The sequence below is a fragment of the Streptomyces sp. NPDC058291 genome (assembly GCF_042880855.1).
Taxonomy (GTDB): Bacteria; Actinomycetota; Actinomycetes; order Streptomycetales; family Streptomycetaceae; genus Streptomyces.
Window position 1 is genome coordinate 1 of the sequence record NZ_JBHVYK010000127.1, and the last position, 17,811, is coordinate 17,811.

At 72.1% G+C, this 17,811-nt stretch carries 17 protein-coding genes; 10 read left to right on the top strand and 7 right to left on the bottom strand.

Going from position 1 to position 17,811, the window contains the following annotated elements; genetic code table 11:
* Positions 1 to 137 precede the first annotated feature (137 nt).
* Complete coding sequence (locus tag ACFVYK_RS35745) at positions 138 to 407, top strand: hypothetical protein (RefSeq protein ID WP_389780909.1); 270 nt, start codon at positions 138 to 140, stop codon at positions 405 to 407.
* 186 nt (positions 408 to 593) lie between these two features.
* Here ACFVYK_RS35745 and ACFVYK_RS35750 read toward each other — a convergent pair whose 3' ends face one another.
* Positions 594 to 1,337, bottom strand: coding sequence for a ferritin-like fold-containing protein (locus tag ACFVYK_RS35750; RefSeq protein WP_389780910.1), 744 nt, complete (start codon positions 1,335 to 1,337; stop codon positions 594 to 596).
* Between the two features lie 513 nt (positions 1,338 to 1,850).
* On the opposite strand from ACFVYK_RS35750, the gene ACFVYK_RS35755 reads away from it, so the two are divergent.
* Positions 1,851 to 4,592: a DEAD/DEAH box helicase gene (locus ACFVYK_RS35755; RefSeq protein WP_389780911.1), complete on the top strand. Its 2,742-nt coding sequence runs from the start codon at positions 1,851 to 1,853 to the stop codon at positions 4,590 to 4,592.
* Between the two features lie 123 nt (positions 4,593 to 4,715).
* Entirely contained in the window at positions 4,716 to 5,603 is an 888-nt protein-coding gene (locus ACFVYK_RS35760; protein ID WP_389780912.1) for an alpha/beta fold hydrolase, read from the top strand.
* A gap of 129 nt (positions 5,604 to 5,732) precedes the next feature.
* Here the strand turns inward: ACFVYK_RS35760 and ACFVYK_RS35765 are convergent, their stop codons facing one another.
* A complete protein-coding gene (locus ACFVYK_RS35765) occupies positions 5,733 to 6,626 on the bottom strand; it encodes an NYN domain-containing protein (RefSeq protein WP_389780913.1) in 894 nt (297 codons plus the stop codon).
* Between the two features lie 203 nt (positions 6,627 to 6,829).
* Here ACFVYK_RS35765 and ACFVYK_RS35770 point away from each other — a divergent pair, with 203 nt between their 5' ends.
* A complete protein-coding gene (locus ACFVYK_RS35770) occupies positions 6,830 to 6,982 on the top strand; it encodes a hypothetical protein (RefSeq protein ID WP_094103735.1) in 153 nt (50 codons plus the stop codon).
* A 72-nt stretch (positions 6,983 to 7,054) separates the two neighbouring features.
* Here ACFVYK_RS35770 and ACFVYK_RS35775 read toward each other — a convergent pair whose 3' ends face one another.
* The 3 genes from ACFVYK_RS35775 to ACFVYK_RS35785 all read right to left on the bottom strand — a co-directional run bounded on the left by ACFVYK_RS35775 (position 7,055) and on the right by ACFVYK_RS35785 (position 9,460).
* Positions 7,055 to 7,660: a MarC family protein gene (locus ACFVYK_RS35775; protein WP_389780914.1), complete on the bottom strand. Its 606-nt coding sequence runs from the start codon at positions 7,658 to 7,660 to the stop codon at positions 7,055 to 7,057.
* Positions 7,661 to 7,714: 54 nt separating this feature from the next.
* Complete coding sequence (locus ACFVYK_RS35780; protein WP_389780915.1) at positions 7,715 to 8,572, bottom strand: PHP domain-containing protein; 858 nt, start codon at positions 8,570 to 8,572, stop codon at positions 7,715 to 7,717.
* Positions 8,573 to 8,818: 246 nt separating this feature from the next.
* On the bottom strand, positions 8,819 to 9,460 hold the full coding sequence (locus ACFVYK_RS35785) for a DUF6758 family protein (protein WP_389780916.1): 642 nt from the start codon (positions 9,458 to 9,460) through the stop codon (positions 8,819 to 8,821).
* Between the two features lie 170 nt (positions 9,461 to 9,630).
* Here ACFVYK_RS35785 and ACFVYK_RS35790 point away from each other — a divergent pair, with 170 nt between their 5' ends.
* Positions 9,631 to 10,854, top strand: a complete 1,224-nt coding sequence (locus ACFVYK_RS35790; RefSeq protein ID WP_389780917.1) for an MFS transporter — start codon at positions 9,631 to 9,633, stop codon at positions 10,852 to 10,854.
* A gap of 66 nt (positions 10,855 to 10,920) precedes the next feature.
* Here ACFVYK_RS35790 and ACFVYK_RS35795 read toward each other — a convergent pair whose 3' ends face one another.
* Positions 10,921 to 11,505 (bottom strand): suppressor of fused domain protein, encoded by a 585-nt coding sequence (locus ACFVYK_RS35795; protein ID WP_389780918.1) that lies wholly within the window; start codon positions 11,503 to 11,505, stop codon positions 10,921 to 10,923.
* Between the two features lie 517 nt (positions 11,506 to 12,022).
* Here ACFVYK_RS35795 and ACFVYK_RS35800 point away from each other — a divergent pair.
* Positions 12,023 to 13,153: a magnesium and cobalt transport protein CorA gene (locus tag ACFVYK_RS35800; protein ID WP_389780919.1), complete on the top strand. Its 1,131-nt coding sequence runs from the start codon at positions 12,023 to 12,025 to the stop codon at positions 13,151 to 13,153.
* Positions 13,154 to 13,178: 25 nt separating this feature from the next.
* Positions 13,179 to 13,709: a hypothetical protein gene (locus ACFVYK_RS35805; RefSeq protein WP_389780920.1), complete on the top strand. Its 531-nt coding sequence runs from the start codon at positions 13,179 to 13,181 to the stop codon at positions 13,707 to 13,709.
* 19 nt (positions 13,710 to 13,728) lie between these two features.
* Here ACFVYK_RS35805 and ACFVYK_RS35810 read toward each other — a convergent pair whose 3' ends face one another.
* Positions 13,729 to 14,478 (bottom strand): hypothetical protein, encoded by a 750-nt coding sequence (locus tag ACFVYK_RS35810; RefSeq protein WP_389780921.1) that lies wholly within the window; start codon positions 14,476 to 14,478, stop codon positions 13,729 to 13,731.
* Between the two features lie 211 nt (positions 14,479 to 14,689).
* On the opposite strand from ACFVYK_RS35810, the gene ACFVYK_RS35815 reads away from it, so the two are divergent.
* The 3 genes from ACFVYK_RS35815 to ACFVYK_RS35825 are packed head-to-tail and all read left to right on the top strand — an operon-like array spanning position 14,690 to position 17,784.
* Entirely contained in the window at positions 14,690 to 15,994 is a 1,305-nt protein-coding gene (locus tag ACFVYK_RS35815) for a magnesium transporter MgtE N-terminal domain-containing protein (RefSeq protein WP_389780922.1), read from the top strand.
* The gene (locus tag ACFVYK_RS35820) at positions 15,984 to 16,607 is read left to right on the top strand and encodes a DUF1003 domain-containing protein (RefSeq protein ID WP_389780923.1); all 624 of its coding nucleotides are present in this window, start codon (positions 15,984 to 15,986) and stop codon (positions 16,605 to 16,607) included. Before ACFVYK_RS35815 ends, ACFVYK_RS35820 begins: the two co-directional genes overlap by 11 nt.
* A 43-nt stretch (positions 16,608 to 16,650) precedes the next feature.
* Positions 16,651 to 17,784 (top strand): Mrp/NBP35 family ATP-binding protein, encoded by a 1,134-nt coding sequence (locus tag ACFVYK_RS35825; protein ID WP_389780924.1) that lies wholly within the window; start codon positions 16,651 to 16,653, stop codon positions 17,782 to 17,784.
* The last annotated feature ends 27 nt before the right edge of the window (positions 17,785 to 17,811 follow it).

The following is a 17,811-nucleotide window of genomic DNA, read 5'->3' on the forward strand; positions in this document are numbered from 1 at the left end:
TCACGACGTGTTCTGGGTCGGCGTTCACACCACGCACGGCGCACGGCCGGTCCGCGAAAGAGGGTTGCGTTTCGCAGGTCACGGGTATGACGGGCTACGACCACGGTGCACAGCCCCGCCGCCTGGGAGGGACCTCAATGATCTTGGAAGCGCTCGGCTCCACCGTGCTCGGTGTCGTGCTCGCGTGGGCGGCGGTCACCCGCCTCTCGCACCGCCTGCCGGTCCACACTCTCGTGTACGCGACGGGCGTCGCCGGAGCCCTCTTCGGCGACTTCGTCACCCACAGCGCGCTCGGCCCCGGGTCCGCCCTGCCCAGCCTCCTCGGCGCGGCGATCGTCTCCGCCGCCTCGCTCTCGCTGCTGCTGCGCCCCGCCGGTGTGCGCCGGCGACGATCGGCGCCGGCGTAGCCCGGGCGCCGGTCCGGGAGCGCGTCGGTCGACGCACGAGCGCCCCACCCCGACCCCGAGCGCCCCACCCGTCCGCGAACGCTCCACCCCGTCCACCGGCGCGCCGCCCGATGACCCGGAGCGGGCCGCCCGATCCGCGAGCGGCCCGGCCGGCGGCGCACGGAGCGCGGTGAGGCAGCCGGCGCCTTAGGCGGCCAGCCCCAGCGCCGCCATCCGCTTGGTGTGCGCCTCGGTGATGCGGGAGAACATCCGGCCCACCTCGGCCAGGTCGAAGCCGTCCGCCACGCCGCCCACCAGCATCGTCGACAGCGCGTCCCGGTCCGCGACCACGCGCTGGGACTGCGACAGGGCCTCGCCCATCAGCCGCCGCGCCCACAGCGCGAGCCGCCCGCCCACGCGCGGTTCCGCGTCGATCGCCCCCCGCACCCGGTCCACGGCGAAGCCGGCGTGGCCGGTGTCGTCGAGCACCGCCAGGACCAGGCCGCGCGTGTCGCCGTCCAGACGCGCCGCGACCTCCCGGTAGAAGTCGCTGGCGATCGAGTCGCCGACGTAGGCCTTGACCAGGCCCTCCAGCCAGTCCGACGGGGCCGTCTGCTTGTGGAAGCCGTCCAGCGCGGCGACGAACGGCTGCATCGCCGGCGTCGGCTCCTCGCCGATCTCGGTGAGCCGGTCGCGCAGCCGCTCGAAGTGGTGGAACTCGGCCGACGCCATCTTCGCCAGCTCTGCCTTGTCCTCCAGCGTGGGCGCCAGCTTGGCGTCCTCCGCGAGCCGCTCGAACGCCGCAAGCTCGCCGTACGCCAGCGCGCCCAGCAGGTCCACGACCGCGGCCCGGTACTGCGGGTCGGCGGCGGCCGTCGCCCAGTCCTGGGCGGCGATCCCGGTTGCGGCGGCGGTGTTCTCGGGCTTGTCAGAGGTCGTCATGAAGCGCACAATAGCCCGCTCCCCGCGCGGTGGAAGTCCCTGCTCAGTCAGTGTGACGACGAAGACGTACGGGACCGGCCACGGCACTGTGAGAACCACAACGTGACCGAATCGGCCATCACGTGTGCACGATTCCGAGGTATGGTGGTAATGCGCCTGCCGAATATTCGACGGGCCGCATGTATGAGGATGCCCGGTCGGTGGCCCGATCGGCTCCGACCCGACAGCCCTCACGGCTCGTACGGCACATTGCGTACGCCGGCCAGAGGGGGACACCCTCCAGCGGTACGAGCGCTAGAGCGTCGGCAGTGGTCCCGTGCTGAACGGCTTGCCCTCACGGCTCGCCCGTAAGGCCGCCGACGTCCCCGGCACGGTCCGTCAAAGACCCCCGCGCTCGCCTCGCACCGCGCACACAGAAGAGGCAGCACCCTGACTACGACCTTCCGAGAGCTCGGAATCCTTTCCGAGACCGCCGAGGCCCTCGAGGCCGTCGGCATCACCACCGCTTTCCCCATCCAGGAGATGACGCTCCCCGTGGCCCTGTCGGGCTCGGACGTCATCGGACAGGCCAAGACCGGCACCGGCAAGACGCTGGGCTTCGGCCTTCCGCTCCTCGAGCGGGTGACGGTCCCGGCCGACGTCGAGGCCGGCCGCGCCGCGCCCGAGTCCCTGACGGACGCCCCGCAGGCACTCGTCGTCGTCCCCACGCGCGAGCTGTGCACGCAGGTCACCAACGACCTGCTGACCGCCGGCAAGGTGCGCAACGTGCGCGTCCTCGCCATCTACGGCGGCCGCGCCTACGAGCCCCAGGTCGAGGCCCTCAAGAAGGGCGTCGACGTCGTCGTCGGCACCCCGGGCCGGCTGCTCGACCTCGCGGGCCAGAAGAAGCTCGACCTCAAGCACATCAGGTCGCTCGTCCTCGACGAGGCCGACGAGATGCTCGACCTGGGCTTCCTGCCCGACGTCGAGAAGATCATCAACATGCTTCCGGCGAAGCGCCAGACCATGCTGTTCTCGGCGACCATGCCGGGCGCGGTCATCGGCCTCGCGCGCCGCTACATGTCGCAGCCCACGCACATCAACGCCACCTCGCCCGACGACGCGGGCAGGACCGTCGCGAACACCAAGCAGCACGTGTACCGCGCGCACAACATGGACAAGCCCGAGATGGTCTCGCGCATCCTCCAGGCCGAGGGCCGCGGCCTGGTCATGGTGTTCTGCCGCACCAAGCGCACGGCGGCCGACCTCGCCGACCAGCTCCAGCAGCGCGGCTTCGCCTCCGGCGCCGTCCACGGCGACCTCGGCCAGGGCGCCCGCGAGCAGGCGCTGCGCGCGTTCCGCAACGGCAAGGTCGACGTGCTCGTCTGCACCGACGTCGCCGCCCGCGGCATCGACGTCGAGGGCGTCACCCACGTCATCAACTACCAGTCCCCCGAGGACGAGAAGACGTACCTGCACCGCATCGGCCGCACCGGCCGCGCGGGCGCCAAGGGCATCGCGATCACGCTGGTCGACTGGGACGACATCCCGCGCTGGCAGCTCATCAACAAGGCGCTGGAGCTCGACTTCAGCGACCCGCCGGAGACGTACTCCACCTCGCCGCACTTCTACGAGGAGCTCGGCATCCCGGCCGGCACCAAGGGCATCCTGCCGCGCGCGGAGCGCACCCGCGCCGGGCTCGACGCCGAGGAGCTCGAGGACCTGGGCGAGCCGGGCGGCCGCAACGCACGCGGTCGCAACGACCGCAACGGCCGCGACCGCGACCGCGCCGGACGTGGCGACCGCGGTGGGCGGAGCGAGTCGCGTTCCGGCGAGCGGCCCGCGGAGCGCTCCGACGAACGCGAGCCGTCGGCGCGCACGCCGCGCCGTCGCCGCCGTACCCGTAACGGCGCTCCGCTCGACGCGACGTCCGCCCCCGCCGCGACCACCGCCTCGACTGCGACCGAGCAGGCTCCCGTGGCCGAGCGGACGCCCGTCGTGGAGGAGGCGGCCGGTCCGCGCACCCCGCGCCGGCGTCGTCGTACCCGCAACGGTTCCGCGCCGGAGATCGCCGCGACGACCGTGACGGGCGCCGCCGACGGGCTCGTCGAGCCGGCCGTCCAGCCCGTCGCCGAGGCCGCTGAAACCGCCGTGGCGACGGCGGAGCGCACGGCCCCCGACACCGCGGGCACCGCTTCGCAGGACGCGACGGAGGCGAAGCCGCGCCGCCGGCGCACCCGCAGGACCGCCGAGGCCGCGCCCGCCGGCGTGACGGAACTGCCGTCCGCCGAGGCTCCCGCGGCGGAGGCCGTCGTCGACACGGCCGAGGCCGCCGAGCCGACGCGGACCGCGCCGCGCCGCCGCACCCGCAAGGCGACGGCTCCGGCCGAGACCGAGGCCCAGGCCGTGACCGCCGTCGAGGCGGTCGAGGCCCCGGCGGCCGAGGTCAAGCCGCGCCGCACCCGTAAGGCAGCGGCGACGGCTCCGGCCGAAGCCGCGGTCGCGGTCGACACGGCGGAGGCCGTCGAGGCCAAGCCGCGCCGCCGCACCACCCGCAAGACGGCCCAGCCCGAGACGACGGCCACCACCGCCGCCATCCCGGCCCAGGCCACCGAGGAAGCGGAACCCGCCAAGCCGCGCCGCACCCGCAAGACCGCCGCCACCGCCCCGGCCCCCGCCGAGACCACCGGTGACGCGGCCGCTGTCGCGGTCGACACGGCGGAGGACGCGGAGGTCAAGCCGCGCCGCCGCACCACCCGCAAGGTCGCCGCCGCGGCGGAGGCCGCGGTGGACACCGCGGAGGCCGTCGAGGCCAAGCCGCGCCGCACCCGCAAGGCGGCGGCGACGGCTCCGGCCGAGGCCGCGGCCGACACGGCCGAGGGCACGGAGGCCAAGCCGCGCCGCACCCGCAAGACCGCCGCCGCGGCCGTCAAGGCGACGGAAGCGAAGGCCGAGCCGGTCGCGGAGCCGGCCGTGGCCAAGCCGCGCCGGACCCGCAAGACGGCGGCCGCCGCGGAGAGCGCGGTCGACACGGCGGAGGCCGTCGAGGCCAAGCCGCGCCGCCGCACCACCCGCAAGACGGCCCAGCCCGAGACGACGGCCACCACCGCCGCCATCCCGGCCCAGGCCACCGAGGAAGCGGAACCCGCCAAGCCGCGCCGCACCCGCAAGACCGCCGCCACCGCCCCGGCCCCCGCCGAGACCACCGGTGACGCGGCCGAGGCGAAGCCCAAGGTGCGCCGCACCCGCAAGGCGACGGCCGCCGCGGAGCCCGCGGACGGCTGATCGACGGGCATGGCTCGACGCCCGACGGCCCGGTCCCTCTTCGTGAGGGGCCGGGCCGTCGGCGTTCGCCCGGGGAGCGGCCCGGCGAGGGCGCGCGGGGAGCCCTGCCGGTAGCCTCGGCACGTGACCAGGCCGAGCAGTGCCAACCCCTTCCCGTCCCCTCCCGGCGCGCGTGCGTACGCGCTGCGGACGGCGCGCGGTGAGTTCGCCGTCGTCGACGCGCCCGTGGCGGCCGGTGTCGAGCCGCGCGGCGTCGCGCTGCTGCTGCCCGGCTTCACCGGGAGCAAGGAGGACTTCCACCGGCTGCACGAGCCGCTCGCGGCCCGCGGTTACCGCAGCATCGCCGTGGACGGGCGCGGCCAGAACGAGTCCGACGGACCCGCTGAGGACGAAGCGCCTTACGCCCAGGCCGAGTTGGCCAGGGACGTGCTCGCGCAGGCGGCCGCCCTCGGCTCTCCCGTGCATCTGGTCGGGCACTCCCTGGGCGGGCAGATCGCCCGCGCCGCCGTGCTGCTGGACCACTCCCCCTTCGTCTCGTTCACGCTCGTCTCCTCGGGGCCGGCCGAGATCTCGGAGTCCCAGAAACAGCGGGTGAAGCTGCTGCACGACGCGCTCGCGGTGATGAGCATGACCGAGGTGTGGGGGGCGATCCTGGCGATGGGCCCGCCCGAGGAGGTCGGCGGTCCGGCCCGCGGCTTCGGCAAGCTGGACCAGATGCGGCTGCGCTGGCTGAACCACAAGCCCGCTCAACTCCTCGCGACGGGGCGCCAGTTGTGCGTCGAGCCGGACCGTGTCGCCGAACTCGCCGCGGTGCCCCTGCCGCTGCACGTCCTGTCCGGCGCGCGGGACGACACCTGGCCGGTGCCGCTCCTGGACGCCATGGCCGTGGACCTGCGTGCGCACCGGACGGTGGTGCCGCGCGCCGAGCACTCGCCCAATCTGGACAAGCCGCTGCCGACGGCCCACGCGCTCGCCGACTTCTGGGATCGCCGCGCCGACGAGCGGGGCTAGTGTCGTGCGCCAGCAATCCGTCGATAGATCCGCCTCGTCGTGGCGGCCCGAATCCGGTCGCAACCAGGCGTGCCGACTGTCCGCAACTCAGCCGGAACTACCGAGGAATGTCAGTTCAGGCGCAGGACCCTAGTACTGCGTCTGCACGTGCTCCCAGAAGCCGTCGCGCAGCGCGCGCCGGAGGTCCGCCTGGCCGCGCAGGGAGTACTGCAGGATGCCCTCGGCCTCGACGAGGAGGTCCTGGTCGACGGAGCCGGGGAGGTAGGGGTGGCCCGGCAGCAGCTCGGCCAGCGTCTCCCTGCCCCGCGCCGCCAGCCACTTCGCGGCGATCTGCGCGCCGACGAAGCGGACGGCCTCACGGGTGGGGCGGTTCGCGCCGGTCGCCTCGTAGGCGGCGGTGCGCCGTGAGACGTAGGGCTTGAAGAAGTCGAGGTCGAGGGTGCGCTGGCTGTCGACCTCCCAGAGCAGCGGCTCGGCCTGGTTGCGGCCGTCCGGCGCCTCGATGCCCCACAGGTGGACGCGGGCGCCGTACCCCTGGGCGGCCTCCACCGCCGAGACGAGGTCCTCGTCACCGCCCAGCAGGGCCGCGTCGCTGATGGCGCGGTGGCGGGCCAGGGACTCCAGGTCCGAGCGGATGAGGGAGTCGACGCCCTTCTGCTGGTTGTTGGCGTTGAGGTTGCCCAGCCGCACCTTGACGTCCGGCAGCTCGGCGATGGACTGCTGTTCGGCGGTGTGGATGCGGCGCCGGGCGCCGTCGTACCAGTAGACGCGCAGCAGCCGGCTGTCGGCGAAGATCGAGCGGGCGCGGTCGATGAGCGCCTCGATCAGGCCCTCGGCGTCGAGGTCGAAGGCCCGGCGGTCCTCGGTCCCGGCCACCAGGCGTCCCGCCGCCGCGTACAGGTAGCCCGCGTCGACGAAGATCGCGTGGGTCGAGGGCGTCTTGGCCACCTCGGCGAGCATGCGGGTGAGCAGCGCGTTCGTGCGGTCGATGCGGGCGGCGAGGGCCGGGAGGTCGTCGTTCATCGCCGCCCATTGTCCCGGTGGTCACGCTGCGAACACAACCGGTCCCGTTCAGTCCTCGCAAACCCCTTACTCGTTAGTAATTAGTTGTTCGAAAAATTTCTTTAGCGTAGGGAATGTTCGTAACACGCACCGCGTTGACTACTCATGTAGCAGCACGCACAGCAATCCTCCGCGAGGGGGATGACCAGACGAAGGGAGAAGCTATGCGCTTCGAAATCATGCGACTCGACGACGTCGACGGCACGCCCGTGGACAGCACCGTCGTGGACGCCGCCTCCGTCAACCGGATCGTTCAGCAGGCCGCCGCCATCGGGCAGCGGCTGTGGATCCGTCCGGCCGACGCCTCGGCCTCATAACACGGGTCCCGCACAGATTTCAGAGCCCCCCACGGCGATGCCGTGGGGGGCTCTGCGTGCGCCGGGGCCCGGTCAGCTCCCCCGGACCACCTGCGTGACGCCGTTGATGATCTGCTGCACGGCGATCGCGGAGAGCATCATCCCCGCGAGCCGCGTCACGAGGACGACACCGCCGTCCTTGATGACCCGGATGATGAGCAGCGAGTACCTCATCACCAGCCAGAGCACCACGTGGATGGCGAGGATCGCCATCCACACGGACGCCTGGGTGGCGACGCTGTCGGCCTTCTGCACGGCCAGGATGACGGACACGATCGCACCGGGCCCGGCCAGCAGGGGCATGCCCAGCGGGACGAGGGCGACGTTGACGTCCTTGGTCTGCTTCGGCTCGTCGGTCTTGCCGGTGAGCAGGTCGAGCGCGATCAGCAGGAGCAGCAGCCCGCCCGCGATCATGAGCGCGGGCACCGTGACGTGCAGGTAGTCGAGGATCTGGTGGCCCAGCAGTCCGAAGACGGCGATCACGCCGCCGGCCACGCAGACCGCCTGGAAGGCCATCCGCCGCTGCACCTTGCCGGGGCGTCCGGCGGTCAGGGCGAGGAAGATCGGGGTGATCCCGGGGGGATCCATGATGACGAACAGGGTGAGGAAGAGGGAGCCGAAGACGGCGACGTCGAACATCGGTGCAGGAGCCTTGCGGGTGAGAGGTCGAAAGGGGGACGCGCGGGAGGAGCCTCAGGCCCCGCCGGTCCCCGGCACCGGGAACGCCCCGGTGGCGCGCCGGGTGATCTCCCCGTAGATCTCGGGATGGGTCGTGTACTCGCCGAGTTCGCACGTCTTGCGGCTGCCGTGGTAGTCCGAGGAGCCGGTGACCAGCAGCCCCAGTTCCTTCGCCAGCCCGCGCAGTCGCGCCCGCGTGTCCGCGGCGTGGTCCATGTGGTCGACCTCGATGCCGTCGAGGCCGGCGGCGGCCAGCTCGGCGATCGTCGACTCCGCAACCGTGCGCCCGCGCTTCTCGGCGGCCGGGTGCGCGAGGACGGTGACCCCGCCCGCGCCCTTCACCAGCCGGATCGCCTCGAAGGGGTCGGTCTCGTGCTTCTCGGCGTAGGCGCGCCCGCCGTCGGCGAGCCAGTCCTGCGTGAACGCGTCGCTCACGGTGGGGACGACGCCGAGCTCGACCAGGGCGGCGGCGACGTGCGGCCGCCCGACGGACCCCTCCCCCGCGATCCGCGCGACCTGCTCCCAGGTGACGGGCACGCCCAGCTCGTTCAGCTTGGCGACCATCGCACGCGCCCGCGGCACCCGGTCGTCGCGCACCAGCTCACGCTCGGCGAGCAGGGCGGGCTCATCGGGGTCGAAGAGATAGGCCAGCATGTGCATGCTGACGCCGTCGACGCGGCAGGACAGCTCGGCGCCGGTCACGAGCGTGAGCCCCGACGGCAGCGCGGCGACGGCCTCGGCGTGCCCGCGGGTGGTGTCGTGATCGGTCAGCGCGACGACGTCCAGACCGGCGGCGGCCGCGTTGCGCACCAGCTCCGCCGGGGTGTCCGTGCCGTCGGACGCCGTGGAGTGGCAGTGCAGGTCGATGCGCACGACGCGAGCTCCAGGCGGTGGCGGACGGAAGGGGACGCCCCAGCATAGCCGGTCGTCAGCCCCCATTTGTCACACCCGAAACCGGAGAGCGCCCCCTACATGCGGGGGTGAGCACCGAACGGCGGGACGGACCACGACGCGCCCCCAGCCAGCCCCAGCCACAGCCCCAGCCCCAGCCCCAGCGGGAGCCACAGAGCCACAGCCCCGGCGGGGGCCTCAGCGTGAGCCACAGCCGCAGCGGGTGCCTCAGGGCTTGAGCAGGCGCGGCGACAGCGCCCCACAGGGCACCAGCTCGACCTCCGCCCCCGCGTCCCGCAGGTCGGTCAGCACGAGTTCGTCGTACATCAGCAGTCCGGTCTGCTCGGGCCAGACCACCGCCCACAGCCACAGCCCCCGCGCCTCGCCCGCGAAGACCGCGCGGTCGTCAGGGGTGGCGGACACATGCCACAGGGGGGTCGGACGGCCGGCCGCGAGCACCTTGGCCTGTGGGGGCTTCTCGACGCTCATATAGGGCCCCGGATCCGGCCCGTCCACGCCGGCGTACCGCGCGCCGAGGCCGACGCCGAGCTCCTCCGCGACGAGGATCAGTTCGCCCATGCCGCCGAGCGGGCCGGGCCCGGAACACGCCACCGCGGTGGCGCGGCCCCCGCTGCGGTCGTCGCCCGCGTACGTGACGCCCGTGAAGAGCCAGCCGACCGGCAGCGGCCACGGCATCCACACCGGCACCTGGGTGCGGTGCACGACGACGCTGAGGGCCTCGACGCTGGGCGGGATCACGGGCTGCAGCGGATGGACCGTCCCGTGGACATCGCACTGCCAGGAATCGGCGAAGAGTCCGGGAGCCCTGACCCGGCCACCACACTTCGGGCAACTGGGTTCGCCCCTCATAGGGCCCCACGGTCCTACCCGAGGCCGCCCACGTCAAGGACGATCACCCGTCCGGACGGAAACCGATCGCGATGCGAACCACCGGGAAAATATAGATGCAGCTTGCATTCATTAGGCGATCTAACTTACTGTGTGTATATACCAACCATCGGATGGGGACGAGAGGAACCATGGACACATTCGACGCCGGAGCCGGAAGCATCCTGCGACAGCCGAAGGCGGTGTGGGCGACGGCCGGCGCTTCCGTCGTCGCCTTCATGGGCATCGGCCTGGTCGACCCGATCCTGCCGTCCATCGCCCAAGGGCTGGACGCCACGGCGAGCCAGGTCTCCCTGCTCTTCACCTCCTACTTCCTCATCACCGCGCTCGCCATGCTGGTCACCGGCTTCGTCTCCAGCCGCATCGGCGGGCGCCGCACACTGCTGCTCGGCCTCGCCCTGGTGGTCGTCTTCGCGGGCCTCGCGGGCACCTCGGGCTCGGTCGCCGAACTGGTCGGCTTCCGGGCCGGCTGGGGACTGGGCAACGCGCTCTTCGTCTCCACCGCCCTCGCGGTGATCGTGGGCGCGGCGGCCGGCGGCAGCGCGGCCGCCATCCTGCTGTACGAGTCGGCCCTCGGCCTCGGCATGGCCTGCGGCCCCCTGCTGGGCGCGCTGCTCGGCGACGCCAGCTGGCGCTACCCGTTCTTCGGCACCGCGTTCCTGATGGCCGTCGGCTTCCTGTGCATCACGGCGTTCCTGAAGGAGCAGCCGAAGCCGGCCCGCAAGACCTCGCTGCTGGACCCGCTCAAGGCGCTCGGCCACGGCGGGCTCGCCTCCGCGGCGGCGTCGGCGTTCTTCTACAACTACACGTTCTTCACCGTGCTGGCCTTCACCCCGTTCGTGCTGAACATGACCCCCTACAAGTCGGGTGCGGTGTTCTTCGCGTGGGGCGTGCTGCTCGCCGTCTTCTCGGTGCTCGTGGCGCCGCGTCTGCAGGAGCGGTTCGGCTCGCTGAAGGTGCTCGGCGGCTCGTTGGTCCTGCTCGCCGCCGACGTGCTCGTCCTCGGCTACGGCGACCACAGCACGGCGGTCGTCTGCACGATCCTGTCCGGCGCGTTCATCGGCGTGAACAACACCGTCTACACCGAGTTGGCGCTCGGCGTGTCGGACGCCCCGCGCCCGGTGGCGAGCGCCGGCTACAACTTCGTGCGGTGGTTCGCGGCCGCGGCCGCTCCCTACTTCGCGCCGAAGATCGAGGAGTGGACGGACATCCACATGCCGTTCGTGGTCGCGGCGGTGACGGCGGTGCTCGGCGCGGTCGTGGTCGTCGTACGGCGCAAGGCGCTCGTGCACGAGGCGCAGGAGCTGGAGCCGCGGCACGCGACGGAGGACGGGGTCACCGTCTTCGCGAAGTGAGGCTCATGCACCTAGGGGCCAACTGGCCCTTATGAAGCGCGCGTTGGTGACCTTCCTCACGAAGCGTCAGTCGAGCGGGACGGATGTCCGGGACGGGTCCCGGAGGTCCGTCCCGTTCGTCAGCCAGCGCTCCTGCAGGGCCTGGGCGCCATGGACGCGCTTCCAGGCGGCCTCGTTCGGGGTCATGGGCAGCAGCGGCAGGAAGCGGACCGGGTCGAGGGGCTCGTCGAGGTCCAGGTCCTCGACCAGGCCGCCCGGCTCGGCGACCAGGACCGAGGTGAACGAAGCGCCGGGCCACAGCGGCTCCCCCACGTCGAGGGAGGCCCCCGGGGCCACGACCACTCCCTCGACCTGCGGGGACGCCGCTAGCACGGCGAGCGGACGCAGCACCTTGTCGGTGTCTGCGCCGCCCGGGCGGACGGACAGGAGCAGTTCGGCGCGCGGGCCCCGGACCGGATCGGCGAGCACCGCCGTGGGGTCGCTCATCGGCTGGGCGGACATGCCGAGCGTGGCATAGCGGACGACGTCGCCCTCGTGGAAGCGCAGCACCTCGACGCGTTCCGTGCCGAGGAAGGTGACCGCGGCGCGCGCGTCCGGCTCGCCCAGCGCGGTGCGCAAACGGGCCTCGACCAGAGGAAGAACATCAGCCATGCGGCGAGCATAGAACTCGTCTGCGCGGGGCAAAGCAGCACCTTGACACTTCGGGCGGCTGCTACTCTGGCCCGGTGGTTCGGGGCAGCACGCAGAAGCGTTCTCTCTTGTCCCGACGCAGACGAGACTCCCTTACGAGGGACCGGCTGGAGGAGGTGGGGCTGTCATGGATCGAAGTCACCCGTGCAGTACCACTCGCTCTTCCCGCCGCTGATATCGCTGCTCTGGCCTCTTCGCCTCCGGCTGGTCGCCGACTCTCGCGCTCATCTTCCTGCGGAAGAGCACGTCGTTTCGTTCTTTGCCTGATCTGCCCGATCCATCCGGTCTGCCAGATCTCTCCGGTCTGATCCAGCAGCGAAGCTCGCCACCGCGACGGAGCGGTGCTCCCCGCTTTGTGGACGTGCGAAACCTCTCTCCCCAACCCGAAGGCCGGGGAGACCCCAGTCAGGACGTCCCCATTCCGGGCAGTTCCATCCGTCGTGGCGGTCTTTCTTTGCTCGTCGCGAAGGAGCCTGCCATGTCGATGATCCGTGACCTGCGTGCCGTCGTCCGCCCCGCCCGCCCCTCCCTGCGCAAGGGGGGCGGGCGCACGGACACCGGCGCCTACGACACCACCCGCGACCCCGGGACCCCGTCCGCCGTCGTCGACTGCGCCGTCTACCGCGACGGCTCGCGCGTCGCGTTCCCGCAGCCGCCGACGCCGCAGGAGGCCATGCGCCAGGTGCGGCGCGACGGAGGCTTCGTCTGGATCGGCCTGCACGAGCCGACCGAGGCCGAATTCGCCAGCATCGCCGGCGAGTTCGGGCTGCACCCGCTGGCCGTGGAGGACGCGGTGCAGGCGCACCAGCGGCCCAAGCTGGAGCGCTACGACGACTCCCTCTTCACCGTCTTCAAGACCATCCACTACATCGAGCACGACCGGCTCACGGCCAACAGCGAGGTCGTCGAGACCGGTGAGGTCATGTGCTTCACCGGCAAGGACTTCTTCATCACCGTCCGGCACGGCGGCCAGGGCTCGCTGCGCGCGCTGCGCCACCGCCTGCAGGACGACCCCGAGCTCCTCGCCAAGGGCCCCTCGGCGGTGCTGCACGCCATCGCCGACCACGTCGTCGACGGCTACATCGCCGTCGCGGACGCCGTGCAGGACGACATCGACGAGGTCGAGACCGAGGTGTTCTCGCCGGGCCGCAAGGGCACCCCGCGCGGCACGGACGCGAGCCGGATCTACCAACTCAAGCGCGAGGTACTGGAGTTCAAGCGGGCTGTGTCGCCGCTGCTGCGGCCGATGCAGCTGCTGAGCGAGCGGCCGATGCGGCTGGTCGACCCCGACATCCAGAAGTACTTCCGGGACGTCGCCGACCACCTCGCCCGGGTCCAGGAGCAGGTCGTCGGCTTCGACGAACTCCTCAACTCGATCCTGCAGGCCAACCTCGCGCAGGCCTCCGTCGCGCAGAACGAGGACATGCGCAAGATCACCTCGTGGGCCGCCATCATCGCCGTGCCGACGATGGTGTGCGGGGTGTACGGGATGAACTTCGACTACATGCCGGAGCTGCACTGGAAGTACGGCTATCCCGTGGTCATGTCGGCCATGGTGGCCCTGTGCGTCGGCATCCACCGCACGCTCAAGCGCAACGGCTGGCTGTGAGGGCCGCCCGGATAGGCTGGACGGCATGACAAGCGAGCTGCTCGGCCAGGCCCTCGTCGACCGGACCCTCGTCGAGGAGGCCACCAGGAAGTCCGGCCTCGTCTGGATCCGGGGCGCGGACGAGGCGGCCGCGCGAGCGCTGTGGCACGTGTGGCACGAGGGCGCCGCCTGTCTGGTCGGGGACGGGCCCGGCGAGCAGCCGCTGACGGGACTCGTCGAGGGCGGTTCGGCCGAGGTCACCGTCCGCAGCAAGGACAAGGGCGGCCGGCTCGTCACCTGGACGGCGACGGTCGTCGGGCTCGCGCCCGGTTCCGAGGCCTGGCAGGCGGCCGTAGCCGAGCTCAAGGGAAAGCGGCTGAACGCGCCCGACGGCGAGGCCATGACCGAGCGCTGGGCGCGTGAGTGCCGGGTGCTCCGCCTGGAGCCGACGGGCGCCACCTCGCCGCTGCCGGACGGGAACCTGGCCGCGCGCCCCGTCCCGTCGCCCGCCACCACGCGCGAGCCGGCGCCCGCGGGACTGCCGAAACTGCTGCTGCGCCGGCGCAAACGCACCTGAGGGCGCCCGCCCGGTCCGGTCAGGACGTCGGGAGCTGCTTGCCGTAGTCCACCGTCTCGTCCTTGGCCGGCTCCTCCAGGGCGAAGTCCTTGCCCCAGGACGAGAAGCGCAGCGTCCCGGCCCCGCCCGCGCGCTCCAGGAGCAGCGGGTAAGGCTCGCCCTCCAGCGACACGTCCAGCGTGCCGCCGGAGCCGCCGTCGCCGGTGATGCGCACGGTGCGCGTCCCGGACTGCTCGTGGTGGCCGTCGGTGGCCAGCGTGCCGTGCAGCGTCAGCAGACCGTCGAGGAGGAGGTCCTTGTCCGTGAAGCCGCTGAACTTCTTGTACGAGGGGTCGCCCGTCGGCACCTTGACGTACTTGCCTTCGAGCTTGTCGGCGGCCGCCGTGTCGGAGCCGTCGCCGGACTTGCCGTCCTCCTTGTTCCAGAACGCCGCGTCGGCCTTCAGGAACAGCTGCTCGCCCACCCTCAGCACATGGAACGTGGCCCCCTGCGCCGTGACCGACCCGGTGCCGCCGTCCGCCTTCAGACTCATGTCGAGCTTGTACGTGCGTCCGCTGGTGACGACGCTCCCCGACAGCCGCACCGCGTCCACGGAACCGGCGGCCGCCTGGGTCTTCGCCTGGATCTGCGCGGCGGACAGCTTGCCCACCCCGTTCGTGCCCGCGTCCGGGTCCTCGCCGCACCCGGCCAGTCCCATGCCCACCGCCAGTGCGCACATCGCGCTCACCAGCGGGGCCCGGCGAGTACGGCCCTGGGGAATCGCAGTCACGGAGAAGGCTGCCTTTCTGCAAGGGTGTGCTGAGCGGCGTACGGCAGCGTACCGGGGTCGCGCGGCCCCGGCGGAGCCAGTCCGTCCGGACGGCCCACCAGGGCGTATCCGATCGGGACGGGCTAGCCTGAAGCCCGCACGAGCGGGCAATTGGGAAATGAGCATCATCGGCAACAGCGCGCACCGGCGCGTACGACAAGGAGGGGCGGTCATGGCAGCGGGAGCCCCCCGGATCTTCGTCTCGCACCTCTCGGGCATCCCCGTGTTCGACCCGAACGGCGACCAGGTGGGACGCGTGCGTGAGCTGGTCGTCGTGCTGCGCGTGCGGCGGCGGCCGCCGAGGGTGCTCGGGCTCGTCGTCGAACTGTCCACCCGGCGCCGGATCTTCCTGCCGATGACCCGGGTGACCGGGATCGAGTCCGGACAGGTCATCACCACCGGCGTGCTCAACGTCCGCCGCTTCGAGCAGCGGCCCACCGAGCGGCTGGTGTTCGGGGAGCTGCTCGACCGGCGCGTCGCCCTCGTCGAGACCGGCGAGGAGGTCACCGTCCTCGACGTGTCGGTGCAGCAGCTGCCGGCCCGCCGGGACTGGGAGATCGACCGGGTCTTCGTCCGCAAGGGCAAGAAGGCGAGCGCCTTCCGACGGGCCAAGGGCGAGACGCTGACGGTGGAGTGGTCGGCGGTCACCGGATTCTCGCTGGAGGAGCACGGACAGGGCGCGGAGAGCCTGCTGGCCACGTTCGAGCAGCTACGCCCCGCCGACCTCGCCAACGTCCTGCACCATCTCTCCGCCAAGCGGCGCGCCGAGGTCGCCGCCGCCCTCGACGACGACCGTCTCGCCGACGTCCTGGAGGAGCTGCCGGAGGACGACCAGATCGAGATCCTCGGCAAGCTGAAGGAGGAGCGCGCGGCGGACGTCCTGGAGGCGATGGACCCCGACGACGCGGCCGACCTCCTCTCCGAGCTCCCGGAGGAGGACAAGGAGCGGCTGCTGAGCCTGATGCAGCCCGACGACGCCGCCGACATGCGGCGTCTGATGGCGTACGAGGAGCACACCGCGGGCGGGTTGATGACCACCGAGCCGATCGTCCTGCGCCCCGACGCCACCGTCGCCGACGCCCTGGCGCGGGTGCGCAACCGGGACCTCTCCCCCGCGCTCGCCGCCCAGGTCTACGTCTGCCGCCCGCCCGACGAGACGCCCACCGGCAAGTACCTGGGCACGGTCCACTTCCAGCGGCTGCTGCGCGATCCCCCCTACACACTGGTCAGTTCGATCCTCGACGACGATCTGCAGGCGCTGGCGCCGGACGCGGCGCTGCCGGTCGTCGCCGGGTTCTTCGCGACGTACGACATGGTCGCGGCGCCCGTGGTGGACGAGGCGGGTTCCCTCCTCGGCGCGGTGACCGTGGACGACGTCCTGGACCACATGCTGCCCGAGGACTGGCGGGAGACGGAGTTCCACCTGGAGGGCGAGCCCGAGACCGAGCCCGAGGGAGCCGGTCCGCATGGCGCCTGAACGCGACAGCGCCGGCCGCGAGCGCGCCCACGTCGGCACCGGCCGGGACCGCACCCCCGCGGGCGCCACGGCGACCGGTCGCACCCGGGCCCGGCTGGACCAGCCGCGGTCGCCCCGGCACCGGATCCTGCCCGAGTGGGACCCGGAGGCCTTCGGACGGCTGTCGGAGCGCATCGCCCGCTTCCTGGGCACCGGCCGGTTCATCGTCTGGATGACGGTCGTCATCATCGCCTGGGTCCTGTGGAACATCTTCGCCCCGCCGGATCTGCGGTTCGACAACTACCCCTTCATCTTCCTGACCCTGATGCTGTCGTTGCAGGCCTCCTACGCGGCCCCGCTGATCCTGCTCGCGCAGAACCGGCAGGACGACCGCGACCGGGTCAACCTGGAGCAGGACCGCAAGCAGAACGAGCGGTCGATCGCCGACACCGAGTACCTGACCAGGGAGATCGCCGCTCTGCGCATCGGCCTCGGCGAGGTCGCCACCCGGGACTGGATCCGCTCCGAGCTGCAGGACGTGGTCAAGGAGCTGGAGGAGCGGCGGGACGGTCACCGCGAACACGCCGTATTCCCGGCAGAACGGTCGCGGGGACGTGACGTAGACGACCGGTGACGGGCTTACCGGGGCCCCCTCGGCGCGCCGTACCATCGTCCTTATGGCTAGCGAAGACGCGGTGCGCCAGGCACTGGCGACGGTGAACGACCCCGAGATCAACCGGCCCATCACCGAACTCGGGATGGTGAAGTCGGTGGAGATCGCCGCGGACGGGGCGGTCGCGGTCACCGTGTACCTGACGGTCTCCGGCTGCCCCATGCGCGAGACGATCACCCAGCGCGTGACGGACGCCGTCTCGGCGGTGGAGGGCGTCACCCGAGTCGACGTCACCCTCGACGTCATGAGCGACGAACAGCGCAAGGAGCTGGCGAACGCCCTGCGTGGCGGCCAGACCGAGCGCGAGGTCCCCTTCGCCAAGCCGGGCTCGCTCACCCGCGTGTACGCGGTCGCCTCCGGCAAGGGCGGCGTCGGCAAGTCGTCGGTGACGGTGAACCTGGCGGCGGCCATGGCGGCCGACGGCCTGAAGGTGGGCGTGGTCGACGCCGACATCTACGGTCACAGCGTGCCGCGCATGCTCGGCGCGGACGGCCGTCCCACCCAGGTCGAGAACATGATCATGCCGCCGTCCGCGAACGGCGTGAAGGTCATCTCCATCGGCATGTTCACCCCGGGCAACGCCCCGGTCGTCTGGCGCGGCCCGATGCTGCACCGGGCGCTTCAGCAGTTCCTCGCGGACGTGTACTGGGGCGACCTGGACGTGCTGCTCCTGGACCTGCCGCCCGGCACCGGCGACATCGCCATCTCGGTGGCCCAGCTGGTGCCGAACGCCGAGATCCTGGTCGTGACGACCCCGCAGCAGGCGGCGGCCGAGGTCGCCGAGCGGGCCGGTTCCATCGCGGTCCAGACGCACCAGAAGATCGTCGGCGTGGTCGAGAACATGTCCGGCCTGCCCTGCCCGCACTGCGGGGAGATGGTCGACGTGTTCGGCTCCGGCGGCGGCCAGAGCGTGGCCGAGGGACTGACCCGCACGACCGGCGCGAACGTCCCGGTCCTCGGCACCATCCCGATCGACGTCCGGCTGCGCGAGGGCGGCGACGAGGGCAAGCCGGTCGTCCTCACCGACCCGGAGTCCCCCGCCGGCGCCGCCCTGCGCGCCATCGCGGGCAAGCTGGGCGGCCGGCAGCGCGGACTGTCGGGCCTGTCCCTGGGGATCACCCCGCGCAACAAGTTCTAGGCCGTTCCCCGCCCTGTCGCGGGGTCG

What these genes read in the sequence shown, in the direction of transcription:
- ACFVYK_RS35755 (WP_389780911.1), top strand. Translation starts at nt 1,851, where the DNA reads ATGACGCTCCCCGTGGCCCTGTCGGGCTCGGACGTCATCGGACAGGCC.
- ACFVYK_RS35775 (WP_389780914.1), bottom strand. Translation starts at nt 7,660, where the DNA reads ATGTTCGACGTCGCCGTCTTCGGCTCCCTCTTCCTCACCCTGTTCGTC.
- ACFVYK_RS35800 (WP_389780919.1), top strand. Translation starts at nt 12,023, where the DNA reads ATGTCGATGATCCGTGACCTGCGTGCCGTCGTCCGCCCCGCCCGCCCC.
- ACFVYK_RS35745 (WP_389780909.1), top strand. Translation starts at nt 138, where the DNA reads ATGATCTTGGAAGCGCTCGGCTCCACCGTGCTCGGTGTCGTGCTCGCG.
- ACFVYK_RS35790 (WP_389780917.1), top strand. Translation starts at nt 9,631, where the DNA reads ATGGACACATTCGACGCCGGAGCCGGAAGCATCCTGCGACAGCCGAAG.
- ACFVYK_RS35765 (WP_389780913.1), bottom strand. Translation starts at nt 6,626, where the DNA reads ATGAACGACGACCTCCCGGCCCTCGCCGCCCGCATCGACCGCACGAAC.
- ACFVYK_RS35820 (WP_389780923.1), top strand. Translation starts at nt 15,984, where the DNA reads ATGGCGCCTGAACGCGACAGCGCCGGCCGCGAGCGCGCCCACGTCGGC.
- ACFVYK_RS35825 (WP_389780924.1), top strand. Translation starts at nt 16,651, where the DNA reads ATGGCTAGCGAAGACGCGGTGCGCCAGGCACTGGCGACGGTGAACGAC.
- ACFVYK_RS35795 (WP_389780918.1), bottom strand. Translation starts at nt 11,505, where the DNA reads ATGGCTGATGTTCTTCCTCTGGTCGAGGCCCGTTTGCGCACCGCGCTG.
- ACFVYK_RS35785 (WP_389780916.1), bottom strand. Translation starts at nt 9,460, where the DNA reads ATGAGGGGCGAACCCAGTTGCCCGAAGTGTGGTGGCCGGGTCAGGGCT.
- ACFVYK_RS35815 (WP_389780922.1), top strand. Translation starts at nt 14,690, where the DNA reads ATGGCAGCGGGAGCCCCCCGGATCTTCGTCTCGCACCTCTCGGGCATC.
- ACFVYK_RS35770 (WP_094103735.1), top strand. Translation starts at nt 6,830, where the DNA reads ATGCGCTTCGAAATCATGCGACTCGACGACGTCGACGGCACGCCCGTG.
- ACFVYK_RS35805 (WP_389780920.1), top strand. Translation starts at nt 13,179, where the DNA reads ATGACAAGCGAGCTGCTCGGCCAGGCCCTCGTCGACCGGACCCTCGTC.